This window comes from Pseudomonas sp. CFBP 5748 (assembly GCF_053850495.1).
In genome coordinates this window covers 1-20,830 of record NZ_JBSPTN010000007.1, presented here as the reverse complement: position 1 = coordinate 20,830, position 20,830 = coordinate 1, and the positions used below count along the sequence as shown (strand labels likewise).

Sequence of the window (20,830 nt, the reverse complement as noted above, 5' to 3'; positions counted from 1 at the left end):
ACCCCTTAGAACCCGCTTTCCCTGACACCCAACGCCGCCAACCGACGCCAGGCCGCTCCCAATACCGACTCGCCCTTGCCCTGCAACACCGCCACGCCGCGCAGCGGTTGCACCGGAGCCGACGCCTCGTCGACCGCACTCAGGCGCACGCCGTATTGCGCCTGCACCGGCTCGGCCCGTTGCTGCGAGTCGCGGCGCACCGCAATCGGCCCGTGATGGTCGGACGTCAACGCTTGCTGTTCGACCCAAGCCACGCCGTTGGTGTCGATTTCATTCAACTGCACAGCAATCGAGGTGTGCATCGGATCGTCAGCAATGAACCGTCCCGTGGCACCCGGCTCGACCCGCCAAAGCTCGGCTTCGGTCAAGTACCCGCGCAGCCGCGAATCGGTCTGCACCACCCGCGCCAGCGCCTGCGTGGGCGACAACCAGCGCCCTACCGACAGTTGCGGCAACAAGTCGCGCACCTGGCCAGCATGGGGCGCACGCAACAACAAGCGTTCACGCTGGGCGATCAGGCCCCGGTACTCGGCCACCGCTTCGGCCAGTTGCTGTTCGATGATGCCAGCATCGGCGGCGGTTTCGCTGCGCCCGGCCTGACGACGCATCTGCAACTGCTGGATCTGGATTTCCCGACGCACGATCGTCAGGCGTGACGCCATGTCCGGCGACTCCAACTCAATCAACACATCGCCCTGGGCCACGGTCTGACCGTCGCGCACATTCACTTGCTTGACCCGCGCCGCCACCGGCGCGTGCAAGGCACTGGCGCGCCCGGCCTCGAGCATGGCCGGCACTTCCACCGCGCTGCGCCAGGGCAGCAACAGCACCAACAGCACCGCCAGCACGACCAGGCCGCTCAGGAGCACCCGAGCACCATGGGCCTGCTCACGGCGACTCCACCATTGCCGCCATTCATTCACGATGGGCATAAAAATGAACCACACCAATTCCACCATCATCAGAAAAATGCCCAGCACCTTGAAGAACAGGTGATAGACCGCCAGGGCAATCCCGAAAAACAACAATGCCCGCCACAGCCAGGAGCCATAGCCCCACACCAGCAAACGCCGGCGCATCTTCGGCGACCAGGGTTCCGGCGCCGCCGCGCCATAACCGAACAAGGCTTCGCGCAGGCGCCAGCGGCACAGGGCGAACGCACGGCCCTGAAGGTTATCCACCGCCCAGAAATCACTGAGCAGGAAATACCCATCGAAGCGCATGAAGGGGTTCAGGTTGATGATCAACGTGGTGATCCAGGTGGCGCTGGCCAGCATGAACGCAGCGGTGCGTGCCGGCCCGTCGGGCAGCAGCGACCAGGCCAGCAACGCGATGCACGCCAGCAGCAGTTCGGCCAAGACCCCGCCGGCACCGATCAGCAACCGCGCGCGACGATCATTGATCCGCCAGGCGTCGCTGACGTCGGTGTAGAACATCGGCAACAGCACCATGAACGCCACGCCCATGCTTTGCACACGACAACCGGCGCGCTTGGCCATGAACGCATGGCCGAATTCGTGGCACAGCTTGGCGAAGAGCAATGCCGTCCCGAACGCCAGCGCACCACCCAGGCTGAACAGGTGCGGAAACGTCGCGATGAATCGCTGCCAGTCCCGCGACACCAGGAAGATGCCGAGGCCCAGGGTCAGCGGCAGGCCATAGCGCAGGATCCCGGGGCCGAACCGGGCCAACCAGGGCCAGGCCCGATTGAGAAAGGCGTCCGGGCGCCACAGCGGAATGCGAAAAAACAGGTATTGGTGCAGCAGGATCTGCCACAGGCTCTGGCGCTGCGCGGCGGTCTTGAAGAGATAGCTGTCGCGCTGCTGCGGGTCCATTGCGCTGATCAGATCATGGCCGCGCAAGAAACCCAGCAACTGCTCCAGCGATTCGCCATTGAGCGGCAGGCCCGGCTCGCGGTTCGCCGCCTGCAACACCTGTTCCGGATCGCCCAGGGACCAGTGTCGCAACATGCGCATCGCCGCCGCGCCAAGCTTGAAATAGCGTCCGCGCACCGGATCGGCCAAGGTCCACTGCGGCGAACCGTCCGGGTCCGGCGCCGCCGGGGACAGTTGCAGGTCCGGCCGCAGGCTCGGCAGGTCCATGCTACAGGCCTACGCTCTGGCGCAGGCCGGCCAGTGGTCGACGCAGCAGGTACAACGCCAGCGGCGCGCGGTCGCCGAAGACCTTCGCTGTACCTCGCAGGCCGATACGCGGCGCTTGAGCATCGAAACGTGCATCCAACCGATACGCCAGTTGCCCGGCGGCGGTCGGCTGCGCTTCATAGGCCGAACGTTCGAGCCAGGCCAGGTGTCGCTGCAACGGGTCGCTGTCGAGAAACAACGCCACTTGCGCACCGGGCTCCAGGGCAATCGCGTCGCCCACCGCCAACTCAATACGCAACTCGGCCTGGTTCGGATCGGCGATTTCCATCAGCCGCTCGCCGGTCTGCACGGGCTTGCCGAGCCAGCGCTCGGCGTCGGCAAACACCGCGATGCCGTCCCGCTCGGCGCGTACTTCGCTGCGCTTGAGCAGTTCAAGGGCGTAGTTGCGCTCGGCGCGTTTCTGTTCGACGCGGGCGGCCAGCAAGTCAATCTTCGAACTCGACTCCGCGTCGGCAAACGAGCGCTGGGAGTTGGCCTTGAGTTCCGCCTCGGCCACGCCCAACGCACGCTCGGCCACATCGGCCTGGGCCTTGAGGCTGGTGCTTTCGAAACGCAACAGCAGGTCGCCGTTCTTGACGGCCTGGTTGGGCTTGACCAGGAATTCGGCGATCACCCCATCCAACGGCGCCGCCACCACCTGCCCGCCCAGCGGCACCACTTCGGCCGGGGCCAACACCGACTGGCGCACAGGGATCAGCAAGCCCAGCAACAACACCGCCACCAGGGCGACCTGGCGCTTGCGCGTCCAGCGCAGGCGCCACGGCTTGCGTGGTTGCAACGCCAGCCACGCATGGCTGTAGGTGTCGCCCAGTTGCGACAGCAGCACTTGTTCGGACGGGGTCCAGGGCAGATCGCGGGCCAGCCACAAACCACCGAACTCCTGGCCCTGATGATCGATCAACGGCAGCCAGAATACTTGCCCGGCCGACAGGCTTCGCCAGTCTGCCCGGATGGCTTCGCTCACGAGATCGCCGGCAATCACCCGGGCCTGATTCAGCACCCCCTGCTTGAACAACTGCGCCACCGCCTGCTCGACAAACGCCACGAACGGCGCATTCGGCTCCACGGTACTGACGCCAGTCACGGCCTGGACCTTGCCGGCGATCAACAACGCGGCGTGGCGAAACCCGAACAAGGCCTGGCCGTCGTTGACCAGGCTGTAGCTCAATTGCGCCGGCGTTCGTGCAGCCCGGGTCTGGCGTTCAAGGTCGAGGAAGCGGGCAAACACCTGCTCGGCGCTGCCCGATATCGGCGCGTTCACTTGGGCTCCGCGAAACGCGCCGTGCCGCTCATGCCCGACAGCAGGCCGCTGGCATCCGGCACGTTCGCCACCAGCAGCAAGGTCTGGCTGCCCTCGTCAATGCGCGCGCCCAAGCGCTTGACCGTCGCCTGCAACGGCTTGCCGGTCTCATCGGGAACAAAGGTAAAGGGTTGACCGGGCTTGAGCCTGTCCATCCAGCGTGAAGGCACCAGCAAGTGAATCTCCAGGGTGCGGTTGTCGACCACATCCAGCAACGGCGCGCCGGCCGCGACGCTTTCATAACGCTGGACCTTGCGCGCCACCACTTGCCCGTCGAAGGGTGCGATCACGCTGCAGCGCCTGACCTGGACCTGATACACCTGGGACTGCGCCTGGGCCTCGCTGAGCCGGGCCTCGGCCCGCGACACTTCAAACCGCCCGACAGACTTCAACGCCGCCAACTGTCGGTTATGCGCCAGCTCTTCACCGGCCCCACGGCTGGCCGCCTGGGCCGCATTGAGCTGGGCCTGATAGGCCGAGCAATCGAAACGCGCCAGGGTGTCGCCCTTCTTGAACGACTCGCCCTCACTGAACGGCAACTCGACAATCCGCCCGGCCAACTCACTGGCCAGCACCGCCTGATCCCGCGCCCGAAGCACCCCTCGCGCCTCGTTGCCAGACGCACTGGCCGAAACGTTGCTCTCAAGCAACGGATCGTCGGAAGCCGGCGTTTGCGCCTGGACCCCGCACGTTACAAAGGCCAATCCCACAACCCAACTGCATAAACGTCGCATGACCGTTACTCCCTGACGGATGGGCGGAGTCTACGACAGCGGTGGGGGGCGTCAAGGGAGTAGCGGTGTGAGGTGAGAAATATGGTGGTCATACACACCCTGTGGCGAGGGGATTTATCCCCGCTGGGGCGCGAAGCGGCCCTGAAAACAGTCATCTCGGTGTATCAGGGTGTTGGTATTTAACCATTTAGGTCTGCTGCGCAGCCCAACGGGGATAAATCCCCTCGCCACAGGTTATGTGGTTGGCAGACATCGCGCTGCCTACTCCACCAACCTCAACTTCCCATCGCAATACACCACCTCACGCCCCAACCAACCCACATCCACCTGAGGCAATACCGCCGAAGGTTTGCGTAATTCACGTAGCAGTGTCGAGCCGTGGGACAAGCGGCCGCCCATGCGTGCGATCACGGCCCGGGCGCTTTGATAGTGGGCATGGCGGCCAGGGTCCAGGGTGTCTTCCAGCAGGATGTCCTCGCCCAAAATACCTTGGGCCCGCCCTGGGTAGATCAGGAACCCACTCGCCTGCTCGGTGCCTTCACGACCGTCCTGCCAGAAGCTGCCGTCGCGGCTGCGAATGTCCGGGTGCGGCGCGAACCAATGCGCCCGGTCCATCGTCGGCATGGCGTGGTGCAGACGGAAGAAAATCCGCATCAGGTTGTCGCGATACCATTCGCGCACTTGCAAGTAGTAACCGCGCAAGCCTGGCAGGCCGGTCGAATGGGCCAGGCGAATCGTCAGGGGCCATTGTGGGAAGGCCTGCAACGGCAGCTCGGTCGGTGCCGGGCGTGGCGTCGCTGGGTCGGTTTCCCAGGGCAGCCGATGGGGGCTGTGTTCAAGATTGTCGTAGGCGGTCGGTGGCCGGCCCAGCCAGTCGCCGCCGCTGCTGGCCAAGGCACTGGCGATGCACAGGTTGCCTTGCACCACGAACACGTAGAAACGGGTAAACCAGTCGGCCAGTTGCTGGCCGTCTGCGCCTTGTTCGGTCAACTCATACAGCTCTTGGTCAAAACGTCGCAAGCCGTTTTCAAGCGTCAGCAAATGCCCGCGGGCGATGCGTTGCATGCGCAGGAACAACGGCAGCGAACGCAGCAGACGTAGCGGCCGCCAAGGCAGGTGCGGTGTCGCGCCGCCGACCTCGCCGGCGTAGCTGCTGGCGCTGATGCCCCAGTCGGCCAGCCGGGCGAGAAACAGGTCGTTGTTGATATACGAAGCACCGCCAAACACCGCCGTGAAAGGCTCGTTGTCTTGCAGTACCCGCGGATCCCAACGCGCCATGATCGCCGGAATGCTCGCCGCCGCGCGGCGCTGGGCGTACTCCACCAATACGCTGGGTTGCGGTGGCAGGATCTCGGCGATGTTGGCGGCGGTCAGGTGGCGGCGCCAGCCGTAGTCGCTGATCGGTCGGTATTGCAGCAGCCAGAGTTGCGTGCCGTCCCAGGCCCATTCAACGTCGCCGGGTACGTAGTGAAAAACCCGCAGCACGCCCTGCAGGAAACGCCACAGCAGATCAGCGGTCAGGCCGTGGGCTGGCTTGAATGTATCGCTGTTCCACGCCGCGCCAAGACGGGAAATGATCGCCCGCTCCGGGCTCACCTTACCATCGGCCAACGACTCCAGATGACCTTCGACCCATTCCAGTTCGACTGACAGGTGACGCACGAAGGCAATCCCGGACAGCTGTGGTGTGATGAAGCGCTGCACCACCACTTCTTCGACACCTGCCGCACTCAACTCGGCAATGCGCGCCGGCACGTTATGCGTCGGCTCGCGCAGGAACGTGGTACTCAAGCCGGCATTGGCCGCATCGGCCTGATCCTCCCCATAACTGGAGGAGCGCACTGCCCAGATAGCGTCCGGCTGGCTCTCCAGAAAGTTTGGCAAGCGTGGGTCAGCGCAATCGTTGAGCGACAGCGCCGCAGGCACCGGCTGCCCAGCCAGCGCCGCCAGGCGCAAGCGACCGCCTTTGGTGTGCGCGACGAAACCACGTTCGCCCGACTCCAGCCACGCCGCGAATTCAGCGGGTGAATCGATCCACGGGTAATGCCCCCAACCGGGTTTCAGGCTGATGGTCAAATCGGCACGGGCAAGAATGGCCGACCATGCTGCCGCCTGCGCGACGCCCAGTACCTTGTCCTGATCGCCCCACACCAGTTCGACCGGGTCGGTGATCCACTCCAGCAATGGCAAGGCGGTGTCGGCACGCACCAAGTCCCAGTGCGGCACAAAGGCGCGGCAGCGAGCATAGCCGGCGCCCATGCGCTGGTACTGCGCGGGCGTCCAGGCCTGGCTGGAAAACTTGTGGGCAAACAGCGTCGGTTTGTTCGCCAGCAGCCAGTGAATGGTCTTGCGAATCGGCAGCGGCGACATCAACGCCGGCAGCCGTCGTTGCCACAAAAACGCACCCACCGGCGCCAGCAACACACTGCGGCAAAAGTGCCCCGGCTGACGTTGCAAGGCGTGCAGCACCAGCAAGGCGTTGACCCCGACCGCCATGATCGCGCTGCCCTTGTCCGTTGCCGCCAGCAATGCCTGGGCATAGGCCTCCAGGTCTTCGCAGGGAGCCTGAGGGTTGCTGCCGAAGCCGGGCAGCTCCAGCGGCACCACATCGTGGTGTTGAAAATGCGGCAACGCGTCGTCCCACCAATCGGCGGCGCTGCCGTTGCCGGCCAGCAGGTACATCCGGGGCTTGCTCATGGGCGCTCCTCAGGCCAAGTCGCGCAGGGCAGCGTCGAGCGTCGGGTAACGGAACGTATAGCCCGCCTCGACGAGACGACTTGGCAGCACACGTTGGCCGTCGAAAAACAACTGGGCCATTTCGCCTGCCAAGGCACGCACCGGCGCGGCGGGAATGTGGAACCACACCGGGCGCTTGAGCACCTTGCCAACGCTTTCGGCGAACAGCGCCTGACTGACCGTTTCTGGCGCCACCAGGTTGTAGGTGCCGCTCAGGCTTTGGTCATCGAAGGCCCGGGCGATCACCTGGATCACGTCGTCGCGGTGCACCCAACTCATGATTTGCCGACCGTCACCCATCCGCCCACCAAACCCCAGGCGAAATGGAATCAGCAACGGCAACAAAGCACCGCCCGGGCCAAACACCACGCCCAGGCGCATCACCACCTGGCGCACGCCCAACTCCGTGGCAGGCCGAGCCGAGGCTTCCCAACGCACACAAAGTTCAGCCATGAAACCATCGCCCTGGGCGGCACTTTCATCGAGGCTTTCGCTGGCGTCACGCACACCATAAAAACCGACGGCCGACGCCTGTATCCACAACGCCGGTTTGTGCCGGGCGTTTTTCAACCAGGTCATCAAGGCTTCAGTGGTATTGACCCGACTGGCGATGAGTTGCGCCTGGCGCGCGGGGCTCCAGCGCGGCCCGGCGACCGGCGCGCCTGCCAGGTTGATCACCACATCAAAGGTTTCGTCATGACCCAGCTTGCCCAGGGAGCGCAGGCAACGGGCGCGGCCATCAAACAGATAGGCCGCTTTCAACGGATCACGGGCCAGCACGCTGACCGTGTGCCCGGCGTCGAGCAGTTGATTGACCAGGGTCTCGCCAATAAACCCAGTGCCCCCGGTCACCAGCACGCGCTTGTAGGCACCACCGGCAAACGGGTTGGCGGGCTTGCCCGCGCGTTGCATGCGCAGGGCCGCCAAGCCGTCGCGAATCCCCGAGGCTGTAACCCCGATGGCGAACAAGGTCAGCAGCCAACCGCGCCAGCCCAGGTCGATCGCGCTCAGGCCGGTGGGCAAACTCGCCCACTGCGCCAGTTGCACGCCGTACAGCGCGAAAAAGGCCCCGCCGTTGACCGCCAGCACCGTGTGCATGATGCGCTCGATGGCGGGCAGCTTGCGGCTACGGTCCTCGACCACGAAATCCCAGAGCGTCAGGCCGATCTCCAAGGCGAACAGCAACGCGATGACAATCGCCCACGTCCCCTCGAAGGCCAAGTGCGCCATGCCCAGGAACAGGATCCCGTAGAAGCACGAGCGCAGGGAGTGGATAGAGAGTTCCAGCCGAGCACTGTGGCGATAGGGCAAGGCGACGGTGAGTTCGTGGTGATAGAGGGTATCCAGCGCACCGAGGATCGCCTGGGCAATCAGCAGGGTGATGGCCCAGTCCAGCAGTGAAAAGTCAGGCATGGTTTGAATCACTCGACGCGTTGTCAGTCAGGGAGGTGCGGCGGTCGTGGCGATAGAGCCAGAACAGCGGCGGCAATAAAACGAGCAGGGCGACGCTGTCGAACCACAGGTGCGACCAGACCTGGGCCTGGGCGGAAATCAGCATGTCCTGGGGCGCCCACAGCAGGATGCCGGCGATTAACCATCCCCAAGGCATGGCGCGCTTCAATCGATTGCCGATATGGACGAGGGCGAGCATATACAGCCCATAGCTCTGCAATGTGGCGCCGAACAAGGCCAGCCACCAGACCTGTTGCGCGCGGGCCGTGACGGGCACTGAGTCGGCTCCCCAGAAAGCCTGTTCGATGGTGTTCAGGTAGTTATCGAGCAAGCCGGAATGACCGGCCCAGGTCAGCGTGACGCCAGCGAGCAGATGCATCAGAGCGGCGGCATATAACCAAACGACCAGGGCTTTGCGAAAGGGACTGTGAGGGGGTGGCATTCCATGTCCTGAAGGCTTGCTTGAGGGCGGCCAGTCTAAAGGAAATGGAGAGGGCTTTACTTGGCTAATTGGGTTTGGTGCAGCTCGTACAGCAGCGTCCTAGGAGATTTCCTTCAAGTTGTGGCGATGTTGGTGAACTTGTCCGCCTTTGGGCTCACCGCTAGTCTGGGTTTGTCACTGAAAAAACGGTGACACGGACGTGCAAGTCCGGGTAAAAGAACGCCAAATAATGCCACCAGCCATTTAATGAGCATTCGTGCCCGTGTTTTATGGCGGCTGTGTGTGGGGAGACCTTCGGGTCTGCCGAGGTTTTTTTGGTGGTTCCTACTCGGTCTTGCACACCCTCACATAGCTGCCACCCTTATATCGCGTGCAAGCGAGCTAGGGCGGCTCTGATTGAATAGGAAGCCAAAACATGTTCAAGGTAACTCCGAATCCGCCAGGAAGCCCTGGCAACTCCGACAAGTCCTCAAAAACCAAAAAACTCGACGAAGCCGCCGAGCGCGCCCTCGACTACTACCTCAACCCCAAACCGGCCGATGAAGCCTCGGGTAAAACCCAAGCATCCCAACTCTTCATGGTCGCCCCGGACATCGACACCGAAACCCTGTTGGCCAATGCCTCCGAAGATCTGCTGTCCATCAGCGCCATCGCCGCCGACCTGGCCGATGATATCGACGGTTCGCGCCGCAGCGTCATCCTGGCAATCAGCCGGATGGCCGATGGGGTGCATTTGTTGGTGGAAAGGGCGATGGATCGGCTGGAGGTTCAAGCGGCGGGCTGACATGCCTGTGGTGAATTGAAAACCGCTTTCGCGAGCAAGCCCGCTCCCACAATTGATCGGTGTTGATTTCAGTACTTCGGTTCAACACAAATCCAGTGTGGGAGCGGGCTTGCTCGCGAAGGCGTCAGCCCAGGCGACCCAAAATCCGGGCAAGAAGTATTACCTGGTCAACGCTGCATCCCCCAGCGCTTCACCGTCACCCGCTCCAAACTGTCGAACACCAGGTTCTCCACCAGCAACCCGATCAGAATCACCACCGCTAACCCGGCAAACACCTTGTCGGTGTACAGCTCGTTGCGGTTCTGGAAGATGTACCAGCCCAGGCCGCCCTTGCCGCTGGTGGCACCGAACACCAGTTCGGCGGCGATCAGGGTGCGCCAGGCGAAGGCCCAGCCGATTTTCAGCCCGGCGAGGATCGACGGCAGCGCCGCCGGGATCAGGATGAACAGCACAAAACGCAGGCCCTTGAGCCCGTAGTTGCGCCCGGCCATGCGCAGCGTTTCCGACACGCCGAGAAAACCCGCATACATGTTCAACGCCAGTGCCCACAGCACCGAATGCACCAGCACGAAAATCAGGCTGTTCTGCCCCAGGCCGAACCACAGCAGCGCCAACGGCAACAGGGCGATGGCCGGCAACGGGTTGAACATCGACGTCAGGGTGCTGAGCAAGTCGCGACCGAACTGGGTCGACACGGCCAGTGTGGTCAAGCCAAACGCCAGGACGATCCCCAGCAGGTAGCCCTTGAGCAGCACCACCAGGGAAATCCACACCTTGCCCAGCAGCTCGCCGCTGAGCAAACCGTCGTACAACGCGCTGGCGGTCTGCAGGAAGCTCGGCAGCAGCAGGTCGTTGTTCTGGTATCGGGCCACACCCTCCCACACCAGCGCCAGCAACAACAGGATCAGACTTTTGCGCAGCCAACCCTGTTGCCAGAGGCGCTGACCCAAGGGCAACTCGCGCTCCAGTGGCACATGGGTCAAGGGTTGTAATTGGACTTCGTATTCTTCGCGCGCAGGCGATAACTGGCTCATGGAACGCTCCCCTTAATACGCGATACGGATATCGGCGAAATCCAGCTCACGCTCGGTGTCCGGCGACTGGTTTTCATCGAACAGCAACCGATGAATCCGCCGCGCCGTGTGCTGGAACCCCACGCCGCCGAGGCTGTGCAGATCGTATTGATGGCTGTGGATTTCCGCCCGTACCCTTCCTGGGTGCGGCGACAGCAGCAGAATGCGATTACCCACCACCAGCGCTTCTTCGATGGAGTGAGTGACGAACAACAACGTGAAACGCACCTCCTCCCAAAGCAGCAGCAACTCTTCCTGCATCTTGCGTCGGGTCAGGGCATCAAGGGCGGCGAAGGGCTCGTCCATCAGCAGGATTTTCGGTTGCATCGCCAGCGCTCGGGCAATCGCAACGCGGGCCTTCATCCCACCGGACAAGGTATGGGGGTAGGCATCGGCAAATGCCGCCAGGCCGACTTTGTCGAGATAGTGCAGTGCCCGCTCCTCGGCCTCGCGACGTTTGAGCGTGCCGGATGCCAGCAGCGCGAACATCACGTTCTGCTTCACGGTTTTCCAGGGCGGCAGTTGATCGAACTCCTGGAACACCACGATCCGGTCCGGGCCCGGGGCGCTGACAGTCTGGCCTTGCAAACGAATCTCGCCTTCGCACGGCGTGATGAAGCCGCCAATGGCCTTGAGCAAGGTGGACTTGCCGCAGCCCGATGGGCCGAGCAATACGAAACGGTCCGCCGGGTCGACTTCGAAACTGACCTCGTGGGTGGCGCGCACCACGCGTTGCGGGGTGCGGTATTCCAGGCTGACATTATCCACCGACAACAACGCCGTGCCGGTGGAGGTGGGATTGCTGGCCGCGTGGCCTTGCAAAAGCGCATTCATGACAATCAGCTCCCCTGCAGCGGTTTGGCGTCCTGGAAGAAATAATCTTCCCACGACGCCGGCTTGTTCTTGATCGCGCCGACGCGGTAGAGGAACTCGGCCAGCGGGTAGGTGTTTTTCGGAGTGACGGTGAATTCGATCTGCGGGTTGTCGATGATCTTCAGCAACGTCGCCCGGTCGATCTTGGCCTTGGTCACCCGCAGGTAGGTGTCCACCGCCGCGCCTTTGTCCTTCTGAGCAAATTCGGCCGCTTCGGTCAGCGCCTCGACGAATGCCTTGTAGGTTTTCGGGTTTTCATCGCGGAATTTCTCGGTGGCGAACAGCACCGTGGGTGAATTCGGTCCGAGCACGTCATAGGAATTGAGTACCACGTGGACGTTGGGGTTTTGCAGGGCCTGGTCCTGGAATGGCGGGTTGGAAAAGTGCCCGGTCAATTCGGTGCCGCCGGCAATCAACGCCGCCGTGGCGTCCGGATGCGGCACCGCCAGGGTGTACTTGTCGAGGCGGTTGAATTCCTTGTCGCCCCACTGTTTCGCCGCGGCGTATTGCAGGAAACGCGACTGCACCGAAACACCCACCGCCGGCACCGCGATGCGGTCCTGCTCGGTGAAGTCGGCGATGGTCTTGACGTTCGGGTTGTTGCTCAACAGGTAATAGGGAAAGTTGCCCAGGGAGGCCACGGCCTTGACGTTCTGCTTGCCACGGGTGCGGTCCCAGACCGTCAACAACGGCCCGACGCCGGCCCCGGCAATGTCGATGGAGCCCGACAGCAACGCATCGTTGACCGCCGCGCCGCCGGACAACTGGGTCCAATCGACCTTGATCTCGATGCCCTCCTGTTTGCCGTATTTTTCGATCAATTGTTGATCGCGGACCACGTTCAGCAGCAAGTAAACAATGCCGAACTGTTCGGCGATACGAATCTCGCCCTCGGCGTGGGCGCTGGCCGGCGTGACCAGGCTGCCGGCCAGCAAACTGAATCCCAGGCCGATGGCGGCGGCCAGCGGTGCAAAAGCAATGCGTTTGGACATGGTGATACTCCGGGCTCTTTGCGCGAGGCGCAGCCGATCAGAAAGGGGCGTCGCCCTGGATGGTGGTGCGATACAGCTTGCGGCGCAGATGACTCGGGCAACCGGCGGCCAAGTGGATCAACGAGCGGTTGTCCCAGAACACCAGGTCATGGGGCTGCCATTGATGGCGATAGATGTTCTGCGGCAACACGCTGTAGGCATACAACTCGGCCAGGATGGCTCTGCTTTCGTCCTCCGGCAGACCGACGATGCGGGTGGTAAACCCCTCGCTGATGAACAACGCCTTGCGCCCGTTTTCCGGGTGCGTACGCACGATCGGATGCACGACTTCGGCAACCTGGGCCAGTTGCTCTGGTGTGAGCGTCGGGCGCCAGTTGCCTTCGAATTTGGTCTCGCTGTAGCGCGCCGTGTAGGAATGCGCCGCCGAACGGCCTTCCACGGCTTTACGCAGCGTTTCGGGCAGACCGTCCCAGGCTTTGTGCATGTCGGCAAACAACGTGTCGCCGCCTTCGCTCGGCAGCTCCTGGGCGTGAAGCATCGAGCCGAGGCTGGGCAGTTCCTTATACGAAAGGTCCGAATGCCAGAACTTGCCGGCATCGCCGAGGCCGATGGATTGGCCGTTTTCGATGATGTTGGAGACGATGAGGATTTCCGGATGCCCGGCCAACAGGAACTGCTTGAGCACATGGATCTGCAGCACGCCAAAACGGCGGCTGAAGGCGATCTGTTGTTCCGGGGTGATGCGTTGGTCGCGGAACACCACGACGTGATAGTCCAGATGCGCGCGATGGATGCGGGCGAAATCCTGGTCGTTGATCGGTCGGGACAGGTCCAGCCCGACGATTTCGGCGCCTACGGCATCGCGCAACGGACGGACGTCGAACGACTGCGATGCAATGTTCGCGATAGGTGAATCTGGAGAATAAGAGACGGCTGACATACATCACTCCCACGCACGACGCGCTTGAACAGGCGCGCAATCGATCAAAACTCACGGCGTTACCGTGTTGGTTTATGTCGTGCGGCGCGCCGATTGGTCGGCAGGTACGCAGGGGGATGACTTTAAAGGTATAAGAACAGTAATTTAAATACCGTTAACGAATAACGATATGACCTGGAGTTTTGCACCGCACCGCTGTGGGAGCAAGGCTTGCCCGCGATGAAGACAACGCGATCTTTCAGGAACCGAGGCGCCTGTTTCGCGAGCAAGCTTTGCTCCCACACATGGGAATGTAGCCAGGGTGCTACCGCTCGTGCAATGCCTCGGCCCGGGCCTTGATGATCGGTTTGAGCAGATAGCTGAGCACGGTTTTCTTGCCGGTGATGATGTCCACCGAGGCGACCATGCCGGGAATGATCAGCAGCGGTTTTTCATCGGTGCCCAGGTGGCTGCGCTCGGTGCGCAGCTTGATGATGTAGTAGGTGGTTTTCTTGTCTTCATCGGTGATGGTATCGGCGCCGATCTGTTCCAGCTTGGCTTTCATCCCGCCATAAATGGTGTAGTCGTAGGCGGTGAATTTCACCGTGGCGTCCTGGCCGGGGTGCAAGAAGGCGATGTCCTGTGGCCGGATTTTCGCTTCCACTAGAATGGTGTCGTCCAGCGGCACAATTTCCACCAGGTCACTGCCGGGCTGGATCACCCCGCCGATGGTGTTCACCAGCAACTTGTTGACGATGCCGCGTACCGGCGATGTCACCAGGGTCCGGCTCACCCGATCTTCCAGGGCCTTGCCGGTGGCCTGAGCCTTGTTCAGGTCGGTGCGTGCTTCGTTGAGTTGGGTCAGGGCTTCGCTGCGAAACTTGCCGCGGGTCTCGTCGATCTTGCGCTGCACTTCCTTGATCGCCGATTCGGCGCGGGGAATCGCCAGCGTCGTGGCGTCCAGTTGCCCGCGGGTTTCAACCTCGGCGCGCTTGAGCCGCAGCACTTCCACCGGCGATACCGCACCCTGGGCCACCAACGGCTCGGACATGTTGATTTCCTGGCGTTGCAGCGCCAGGCCGGAGCGGTACTGCGCCTGCTTGGAAACGAACTCGCGCAGTTCCTGCTGACGCTGGATCAATTGTTCCTGCAACCCGCCAATTTCATCGTGCAACTGCTGACGGCGGCTGATGTACAGCGACTCCTCGCTGGCGGCCTGGCCCGGCACGGCCTTGAGCACATCGGCGGGGAAATTCAACGGTCGATCATCGACCTCGGCACTCAGACGTTCGACCCGCAACAGCATGGACAGGCGGTCAGCCTCGGTTTCCCCGACGTTGGAGACAAACCGTGTGTCATCCAGGCGAATCAACGGCGCACCCGCTTCGACGATCTGCCCTTCAGTGACGAACAGCTCGGCGACGATACCCCCCTCCAGGTTCTGGATTTTCTGGATCTTGGACGATGGAATCGCCTTGCCGTCGCCCTTGGTCACTTCGTCGATCACCGCGAAGTTGGCCCACAGACCGAGGAACACAAAGAAGCCGATGATCCCCCAGATCGTCAGGCGCACCACCCGTGGGGCGTCTTCGATCAGGGCTTTGTTGACCTCGGGCAGCGGCTGGCCGTGCAGCGAGGCAGAACCTTTGAAATAGCGGCCGATGGCGTCCTTGAAACCCGACTTAAGCAACACTGATCTGCCCCTTCTTCAACGCTTCCATCACGACCGCTTTCGGGCCGTCGGCCAGTATCTGCCCACGGTCGATCACCAGCAGGCGGTCCACCAGCGACAGCAAGGATGCCCGATGCGTCACCAGCAGCACCGTCTTGTTTTCCACCACGGCGGCCAGGCGCTGTTTCAAGCGCTCCTCGCCCGTGTTGTCCATGGCGCTGGTGGGTTCGTCCAGCAACAGAATCGGCGGGTTGAGCAGCAATGCGCGGGCCAGGGCGACGTTCTGGCGCTGGCCACCGGACAGGTTCTGCCCGCGCTCACCAACCTGCAGTTCATAGCCTTGCGGATGCAGGCGCGCGAACTCATGCACCCCTGCCAGCTCGGCGGCCTGGAGCACCAGCTCGTCTTCGACGTAACGGGCGCCGGAGGTCAGGTTGTCCCGCAGGGTGCCGGCCAGCAGTTGGATGTCCTGGGGCACATAACCGATGTTGTAGCGCAGCTCGCTGACGTCGATCTGGCGGATGTCCACGCCGTCCACCAGCAACGCGCCGTCGTCGGGTTGGTAAAGGCCCACCAGCAACTTGGCCAAGGAGCTCTTGCCCGAACCGCTGCGACCGATGATGCCGATTTTCTCGCCCGGCTTGATCACCAGGTTGATGTTCTTCAGTGCGGCGTTCTGTTGGTTCGGGTAGGTGAAATTCAACTGACGGCATTCAACGGCGCCCTGCAGGACCTTGCGGCTCAGCGGACGCTCGTCGAAGTTGCGCTCCTGGGGCAGCTCCATCATCTGGTCGACCGAAGTCATGGTCACCCGCGCCTGCTGGTAGCGGGTCAGCAGGCCAGACAGCGACGCCAATGGGCTGAGGGCGCGACCGCTGAGCATGTAGCAGGCGATCAACCCGCCCATGCTCAGGTTGCCGTCAATGATCTGGTAAACGCCGAAGACGATCATGATCACCCCGGCCAGTTGCTGGATCAGCAAGGTGATGTTCATCGCCAGGCCGGATAGCATTTTCACCCGCAGCTCGAGACGGCTGAGGGTGCCAATGGTCTGTTCCCACTGGTACTGACGCTCGCTCTCGGCGTTGTTGACCTTCACCGCATCCAGGCCCGCCAGGGTTTCGATCAGGCTGGACTGGCGCTCGGCGCCCAGGGCCATGGTTCGCTCCATGGTTGCCACCAAGGGTTTCTGCAACGCATAGCCGATCAACAGGGCAATCGGGAACGCCAGCACCGGAATCCACACCAGGTGCCCACCGAGGATCGCGATGACCATGAAAATCAGGAGCGTGAACGGCAAATCGATCAGGCTGGTGAGGGTCAGCGAGGCGAGGAAGTCCCGCAGGCTCTGGAACTCATGGATGTTCTGGGCAAAGCTGCCGACCCGCGCCGGGCGGTATTTCATGGCCATGCCGACGATGCGCTCGAACAGCGTGGCCGAAATGATCAGGTCGGTTTTCTTGCCGGCCAGGTCCAGGCACAAACTGCGCAGCATCTTGAGGATCAGGTCGAAGATGTAGGCGCCAGTGATGCCGATGGCCAACACCCACAGGGTCGATTCGGCCTGGTTCGGCACCACACGGTCGTAGACGTTCATCACGAACAGTGGCGCGGCCATGGCGATGATGTTGATCAGCAGGCTGGCGGCGATGGCGTCGGCGTACAGCCAACGGGAACGCTTGAGGGTGTCGCGGAACCACGAACGCGCCCGGGGAATCAGCGTGCCGTGGTTGACGTCAAATTTATGCTGGGGTTGGGCGAAGAAGACCTTGCCGCTGTAGTCATCAGCCAGCAATTCGCGACTGACCGTCACTTCACCGCCATCGCTTTCGCTGAGCAGCAGCCGCGCCTGGTCGTCACCAACCCAGCCCAGCAACACGGCGCTGCGCCCGTCCTTGAGCAGCAACAGGGCCGGCATGGCGATGGTCGGGATCTGTTCAAGCTTGCGTTGCAGCACCCGACCTTGCAAACCGGCACGGGCCGCTGCGCGCGACAATAACTCGACGCTCAGCCGTTGCTTGGCCAGCGGTAGGCCCGTGGTGAGCATCGCCGCGCTGGCCGGCTTCTGATGCAGCATGCAGAGCGCCAGCAAACCGTCCAGCAACGGGTCATCGTGCAGCGTGCGTGGATCATGGATGAGTTCGACTCGACTGACTTCTGATTCCACGCTCGGCACTCTTTGCTGATCAAAACTGGATGGATGACTCAATTCATCCCAGGCAACTGAACCTTGGGCTTAACGTCATTCTGCACAACCGATGCCAACGGCGCGACCACGCCCTGACTTTTGAGCAACTGACCCATGGTCGCCTTGATCCGATATTGGGTGAACAGTTGCACATTCTTGATTTCCGCCAGGCGGCGGGAGGCGCTGAACAGCTCGTTTTCGCTGTCGAGCAAGTCAAGCAGGGTCCGCTCGCCAAGGCTGAACTGTTTCTGGTAGGCGGTGCGCACGCTCGTGCTGTGATCTACGTATTGTTGGGCGATCGGCACTTGGGCGTTGGCGTTGTTCAAGGCGTTCCAAGCCAGGCCCAGCTCTTCATTAAGCTGGCGCAGCGCGTTGTTGCGGATATCCAGGGCCTGATTGGACAGGTACGACTTGGACTCCAGGTCCGCCTTGTTGCTGCCGCCGGCATACAGGTTGAAACGCATGCGCAGCATGGCTTGCCATTCATTGTTGTGACCGTTCTGGCCGTCCAGGTCGTTGTCGGCGGTGCGACCCAGTTCAGCGTCGAAGCGTGGGTAGAAGCTCGACTTGGCGGCCTCGTACTGCTGCTCGGCAGCCGCGATGTCCGCTTCGGCAGAACGCAGTACCGGGCTGTTTTCCAGCATTTGGGCGCGGGCTTCGGTCAGGTTGGCCGGCAACAGCGCCAGAAAATCGGCGGGACGATCCAGTTGATCGGGCAGTTGGCCCACCGCACTGAGGTAATTGGTCTCGGCGTCGGCCAGGTTGGTTTGTTCGGTGATCAGGTTATTGCGGGCCTGGGCCATCCGCGCTTCGGCCTGGTCCAGGTCGGCACCGCTGCCCACGCCACGACTGGTGCGCAGCTTGATCTGGTCGAAGATGCGCTCGTGGCTCTTGAGGTTTTCCTCGGCCAGGCGCACGAACTCGCGACGGGTCAGCACGTCCAGGTAAACCTGGGCCACGGTCAGCCCGGTGCGCTCGGAGGCGTCCAGCAACGAATAGGCACGGGCATTGACGGTAGCTTGTTGACGCCCCACTTCGCTCGACGTCGCAAAACCGTCAAAAACCATTTGCGACAGGCGCAGGCTCGACTCGCTGCGGTTCAAGGTTTCCCAATGATTGGTGCCACCCGAACGGGTAGTGACGCTGTCGGTACCTTCCCGGCCATACCCAGCTGCGAGATCCACCCTAGGCAGGTAGCCGCCCTTGGCCGCCTTGAGCTGGTAGTCCGCCGCGAGGCGACTGTTCACACCCGCCTGAATTTCAGGGTGGACATCCAGCGCCTGTTGCATGGCCTGCGGCAAGGTTTGTGCTTGGACGAAACTGGCGGCGAGGGCGAAGGGTAAAGCCATGAACAAGGGCGAACGCATAGTGGATTTCTTCCTGAAACACTTGTCTTGGATCACAGCGAAACGTGGCGCTGCATCGGATGATGGCAACCGGAATAACCGTATGTCGGAAAGTTCAAAGCAGGAGCTGGAACATGCACCGAAAGAACAGGTCGCCGCTTAAATATCAATGTGACATTGCGGCAGCGATTGTTTAGGATGGCCAGCATAAGGTCAATACTTTGGCACAAACAAATCATCCAAAAAAAATCAGCCAAAATATTGACACCGAAAAGCGTCAAAACAACCTTATTTAGTGAAACAAGAACGTCCAGACCGTTGCTGCCATTGGCCGCGGGTCCATGGAAGTCTACTGAGCGTGGCACCCGGAGAGTCTTCAATGAGCAGTGTTGTTGCCGTTGTCAAAAGCATTGTCGGTCAGGTTTTCGCCGTATCCCCCGAGGGCATTCGGCGCGTACTCATTGAAGGGGATCGCCTGTACACGGGCGACCAGCTGGACACCGGCCCTGCCGGCGCCGTCACACTGGAGCTGGCCGATGGCCGCTCCCTGGACCTGGGCCGCGACACTCAGTGGAGCGCCAGTGCTCCAGATTCTTCCACTGACCTGGCACAAGCCACCGCTCAGGCCGCGCCGTCGGTAGAAGAGCTACAACAAGCCATCGCCGCAGGCGTCGACCCGACGACCGCCCTGGAAGCCACCGCCGCCGGCGCTACCGCCGCAGGTACGGGTGGTGCCGCCGGTGGCGGCCACAGCTTTGTGGTGCTGGATGCCACCGCTGGCAGCGTCGATCCCACCGTGGGTTTCCCGACTGAAGGTTTGAGCACGGCCGCAGCCGCTGACGACGACATCACAGGCGGCGACACCAATGCTGACACCACAGCCAACGCGCTGCTCAATTCGACTTTGACCCTGAGCGCCACCCCGACTCTGACCGAGGCCGGCGGCGTGCTGGTCTACACCGCGACCGTTACCCAGGCGCCCCAGACCGACCTGACCGTGACCCTGTCCAACGGCTCCGTGATCGTGATTCCTGCCGGACAAACCACCGGCAGCGTCAACGTACCGCTGGCACCGAACGACACCGTCTACAACGACCCAAGCCAGATCAGCGTGACCGTCACCGGTACCACTGGCGGCAGCGGCATTGCCGTGACCCTGCCTACCACGCCGGCCGTAACCCAGATCACCGACACCATCGACACCACCAACGTCACCCTGTCGGCAGACAATACGGTGACTGAAGGTGGCCAGATCACCTACACCGCTACCCTGACCAACCCGGCTCAAACTCCAGTGACCGTGACCTTGAGCAACGGCTCGGTCATCACCATCGCTGCGGGCCAGACCACCGGTACCGTCGCTGTCGATACCCCGGCCAATGACGTCTACAACAATGGCAGCACCGTCAGCACCACTATTACCGGTGCAACCGGCGGCAATTTTGAAAACCTGGTGCCAAGCACCACGCCTGCAGTTACCACAATCACTGATTCGGTCGATGCTACCGGCCTGACTTTGACCGCCAGCGATACCATCACTGAAGGCGGCCAGATCACTTACACCGCGACCCTGACCAACCCGGCTCAAACTCCAGTGACCGTGACCTTGAGCAATGGCTCGGTCATTACCATCGCTGCGGGCCAGACCACCGGTACCGTCGCTGTCGATACCCCGGCCAATGACGTCTACAACAACGGCAGCACCGTCAGCACCACTATTACCGGTGCAACCGGCGGCAATTTTGAAAACCTGGTGCCAAGCACCACGCCTGCAGTTACCACAATCACTGATTCGGTCGATGCTACCGGCCTGACTTTGACCGCCAGCGATACCATCACTGAAGGCGGCCAGATCACTTACACCGCGACCCTGACCAACCCGGCTCAAACTCCAGTGACCGTGACCTTGAGCAACGGCTCGGTCATCACCATCGCTGCGGGCCAGACCACCGGTACCGTCGCTGTCGATACCCCGGCCAATGACGTCTACAACAATGGCAGCACCGTTAGCACCACTATTACCGGTGCGACCGGCGGCAATTTTGAAAACCTGGTGCCAAGCACCACGCCTGCAGTTACCACAATCACTGATTCGGTCGATGCTACCGGCCTGACTTTGACCGCCAGCGATACCATCACTGAAGGCGGCCAGATCAC

The 20,830-nt window shown here is 62.2% G+C and carries 16 protein-coding genes; 3 read left to right on the top strand and 13 right to left on the bottom strand.

All coding sequences use genetic code 11. The annotated features are described in order from the left end of the window. Positions 1–5 precede the first annotated feature (5 nt). From ACWNZ1_RS17200 to ACWNZ1_RS17175, 6 genes are all read right to left on the bottom strand, one after another. A complete protein-coding gene (locus tag ACWNZ1_RS17200) occupies positions 6–2,102 on the bottom strand; it encodes a biotin/lipoyl-binding protein (RefSeq protein ID WP_256454037.1) in 2,097 nt (698 codons plus the stop codon). Position 2,103: 1 nt separating this feature from the next. Continuing rightward, entirely contained in the window at positions 2,104–3,423 is a 1,320-nt protein-coding gene (locus ACWNZ1_RS17195; RefSeq protein WP_256454036.1) for an efflux RND transporter periplasmic adaptor subunit, read from the bottom strand. After that, positions 3,420–4,196, bottom strand: a complete 777-nt coding sequence (locus ACWNZ1_RS17190; RefSeq protein WP_095963009.1) for an efflux RND transporter periplasmic adaptor subunit — start codon at positions 4,194–4,196, stop codon at positions 3,420–3,422. The genes ACWNZ1_RS17195 and ACWNZ1_RS17190 overlap by 4 nt, the downstream gene beginning before the upstream one ends. 261 nt (positions 4,197–4,457) lie before the next feature. Continuing rightward, on the bottom strand, positions 4,458–6,893 hold the full coding sequence (locus ACWNZ1_RS17185; RefSeq protein WP_256454035.1) for an alpha/beta fold hydrolase: 2,436 nt from the start codon (positions 6,891–6,893) through the stop codon (positions 4,458–4,460). A 9-nt stretch (positions 6,894–6,902) separates the two neighbouring features. Beyond that, positions 6,903–8,345: a TIGR01777 family oxidoreductase gene (locus ACWNZ1_RS17180; RefSeq protein WP_256454034.1), complete on the bottom strand. Its 1,443-nt coding sequence runs from the start codon at positions 8,343–8,345 to the stop codon at positions 6,903–6,905. Continuing rightward, positions 8,338–8,826, bottom strand: coding sequence for a cell division protein (locus ACWNZ1_RS17175; RefSeq protein ID WP_256454033.1), 489 nt, complete (start codon positions 8,824–8,826; stop codon positions 8,338–8,340). The genes ACWNZ1_RS17180 and ACWNZ1_RS17175 overlap by 8 nt, the downstream gene beginning before the upstream one ends. 415 nt (positions 8,827–9,241) lie before the next feature. Between ACWNZ1_RS17175 and ACWNZ1_RS17170 the strand changes: the two genes are divergently transcribed. Beyond that, positions 9,242–9,610, top strand: coding sequence for a DUF6124 family protein (locus tag ACWNZ1_RS17170; protein WP_256454032.1), 369 nt, complete (start codon positions 9,242–9,244; stop codon positions 9,608–9,610). A gap of 167 nt (positions 9,611–9,777) precedes the next feature. Here ACWNZ1_RS17170 and ACWNZ1_RS17165 read toward each other — a convergent pair whose 3' ends face one another. The 7 genes from ACWNZ1_RS17165 to ACWNZ1_RS17135 form a co-directional block, all read right to left on the bottom strand. Then, entirely contained in the window at positions 9,778–10,644 is an 867-nt protein-coding gene (locus ACWNZ1_RS17165) for an ABC transporter permease (protein ID WP_046065221.1), read from the bottom strand. A 12-nt stretch (positions 10,645–10,656) separates the two neighbouring features. After that, a complete protein-coding gene (locus ACWNZ1_RS17160; RefSeq protein ID WP_256454031.1) occupies positions 10,657–11,517 on the bottom strand; it encodes an ABC transporter ATP-binding protein in 861 nt (286 codons plus the stop codon). Positions 11,518–11,522: 5 nt separating this feature from the next. Continuing rightward, a complete protein-coding gene (locus tag ACWNZ1_RS17155; protein WP_256454030.1) occupies positions 11,523–12,548 on the bottom strand; it encodes an ABC transporter substrate-binding protein in 1,026 nt (341 codons plus the stop codon). 37 nt (positions 12,549–12,585) lie between these two features. Continuing rightward, entirely contained in the window at positions 12,586–13,488 is a 903-nt protein-coding gene (locus tag ACWNZ1_RS17150; RefSeq protein ID WP_095974133.1) for a TauD/TfdA dioxygenase family protein, read from the bottom strand. 304 nt (positions 13,489–13,792) lie between these two features. Then, positions 13,793–15,160 (bottom strand): HlyD family type I secretion periplasmic adaptor subunit, encoded by a 1,368-nt coding sequence (locus tag ACWNZ1_RS17145; RefSeq protein ID WP_135843114.1) that lies wholly within the window; start codon positions 15,158–15,160, stop codon positions 13,793–13,795. Next, positions 15,150–17,306: a type I secretion system permease/ATPase gene (locus tag ACWNZ1_RS17140; RefSeq protein WP_456027764.1), complete on the bottom strand. Its 2,157-nt coding sequence runs from the start codon at positions 17,304–17,306 to the stop codon at positions 15,150–15,152. Before ACWNZ1_RS17140 ends, ACWNZ1_RS17145 begins: the two co-directional genes overlap by 11 nt. A gap of 38 nt (positions 17,307–17,344) precedes the next feature. Next, positions 17,345–18,694 (bottom strand): TolC family outer membrane protein, encoded by a 1,350-nt coding sequence (locus ACWNZ1_RS17135; RefSeq protein WP_135843112.1) that lies wholly within the window; start codon positions 18,692–18,694, stop codon positions 17,345–17,347. On the opposite strand from ACWNZ1_RS17135, the gene ACWNZ1_RS17130 reads away from it, so the two are divergent. Beyond that, positions 18,675–18,836 (top strand): hypothetical protein, encoded by a 162-nt coding sequence (locus ACWNZ1_RS17130; protein WP_158296343.1) that lies wholly within the window; start codon positions 18,675–18,677, stop codon positions 18,834–18,836. The genes ACWNZ1_RS17135 and ACWNZ1_RS17130 overlap by 20 nt on opposite strands. A gap of 216 nt (positions 18,837–19,052) precedes the next feature. After that, positions 19,053–20,830: retention module-containing protein (locus ACWNZ1_RS17125; protein ID WP_456027763.1), on the top strand; the 1,778-nt coding region annotated here is incomplete at its 3' end.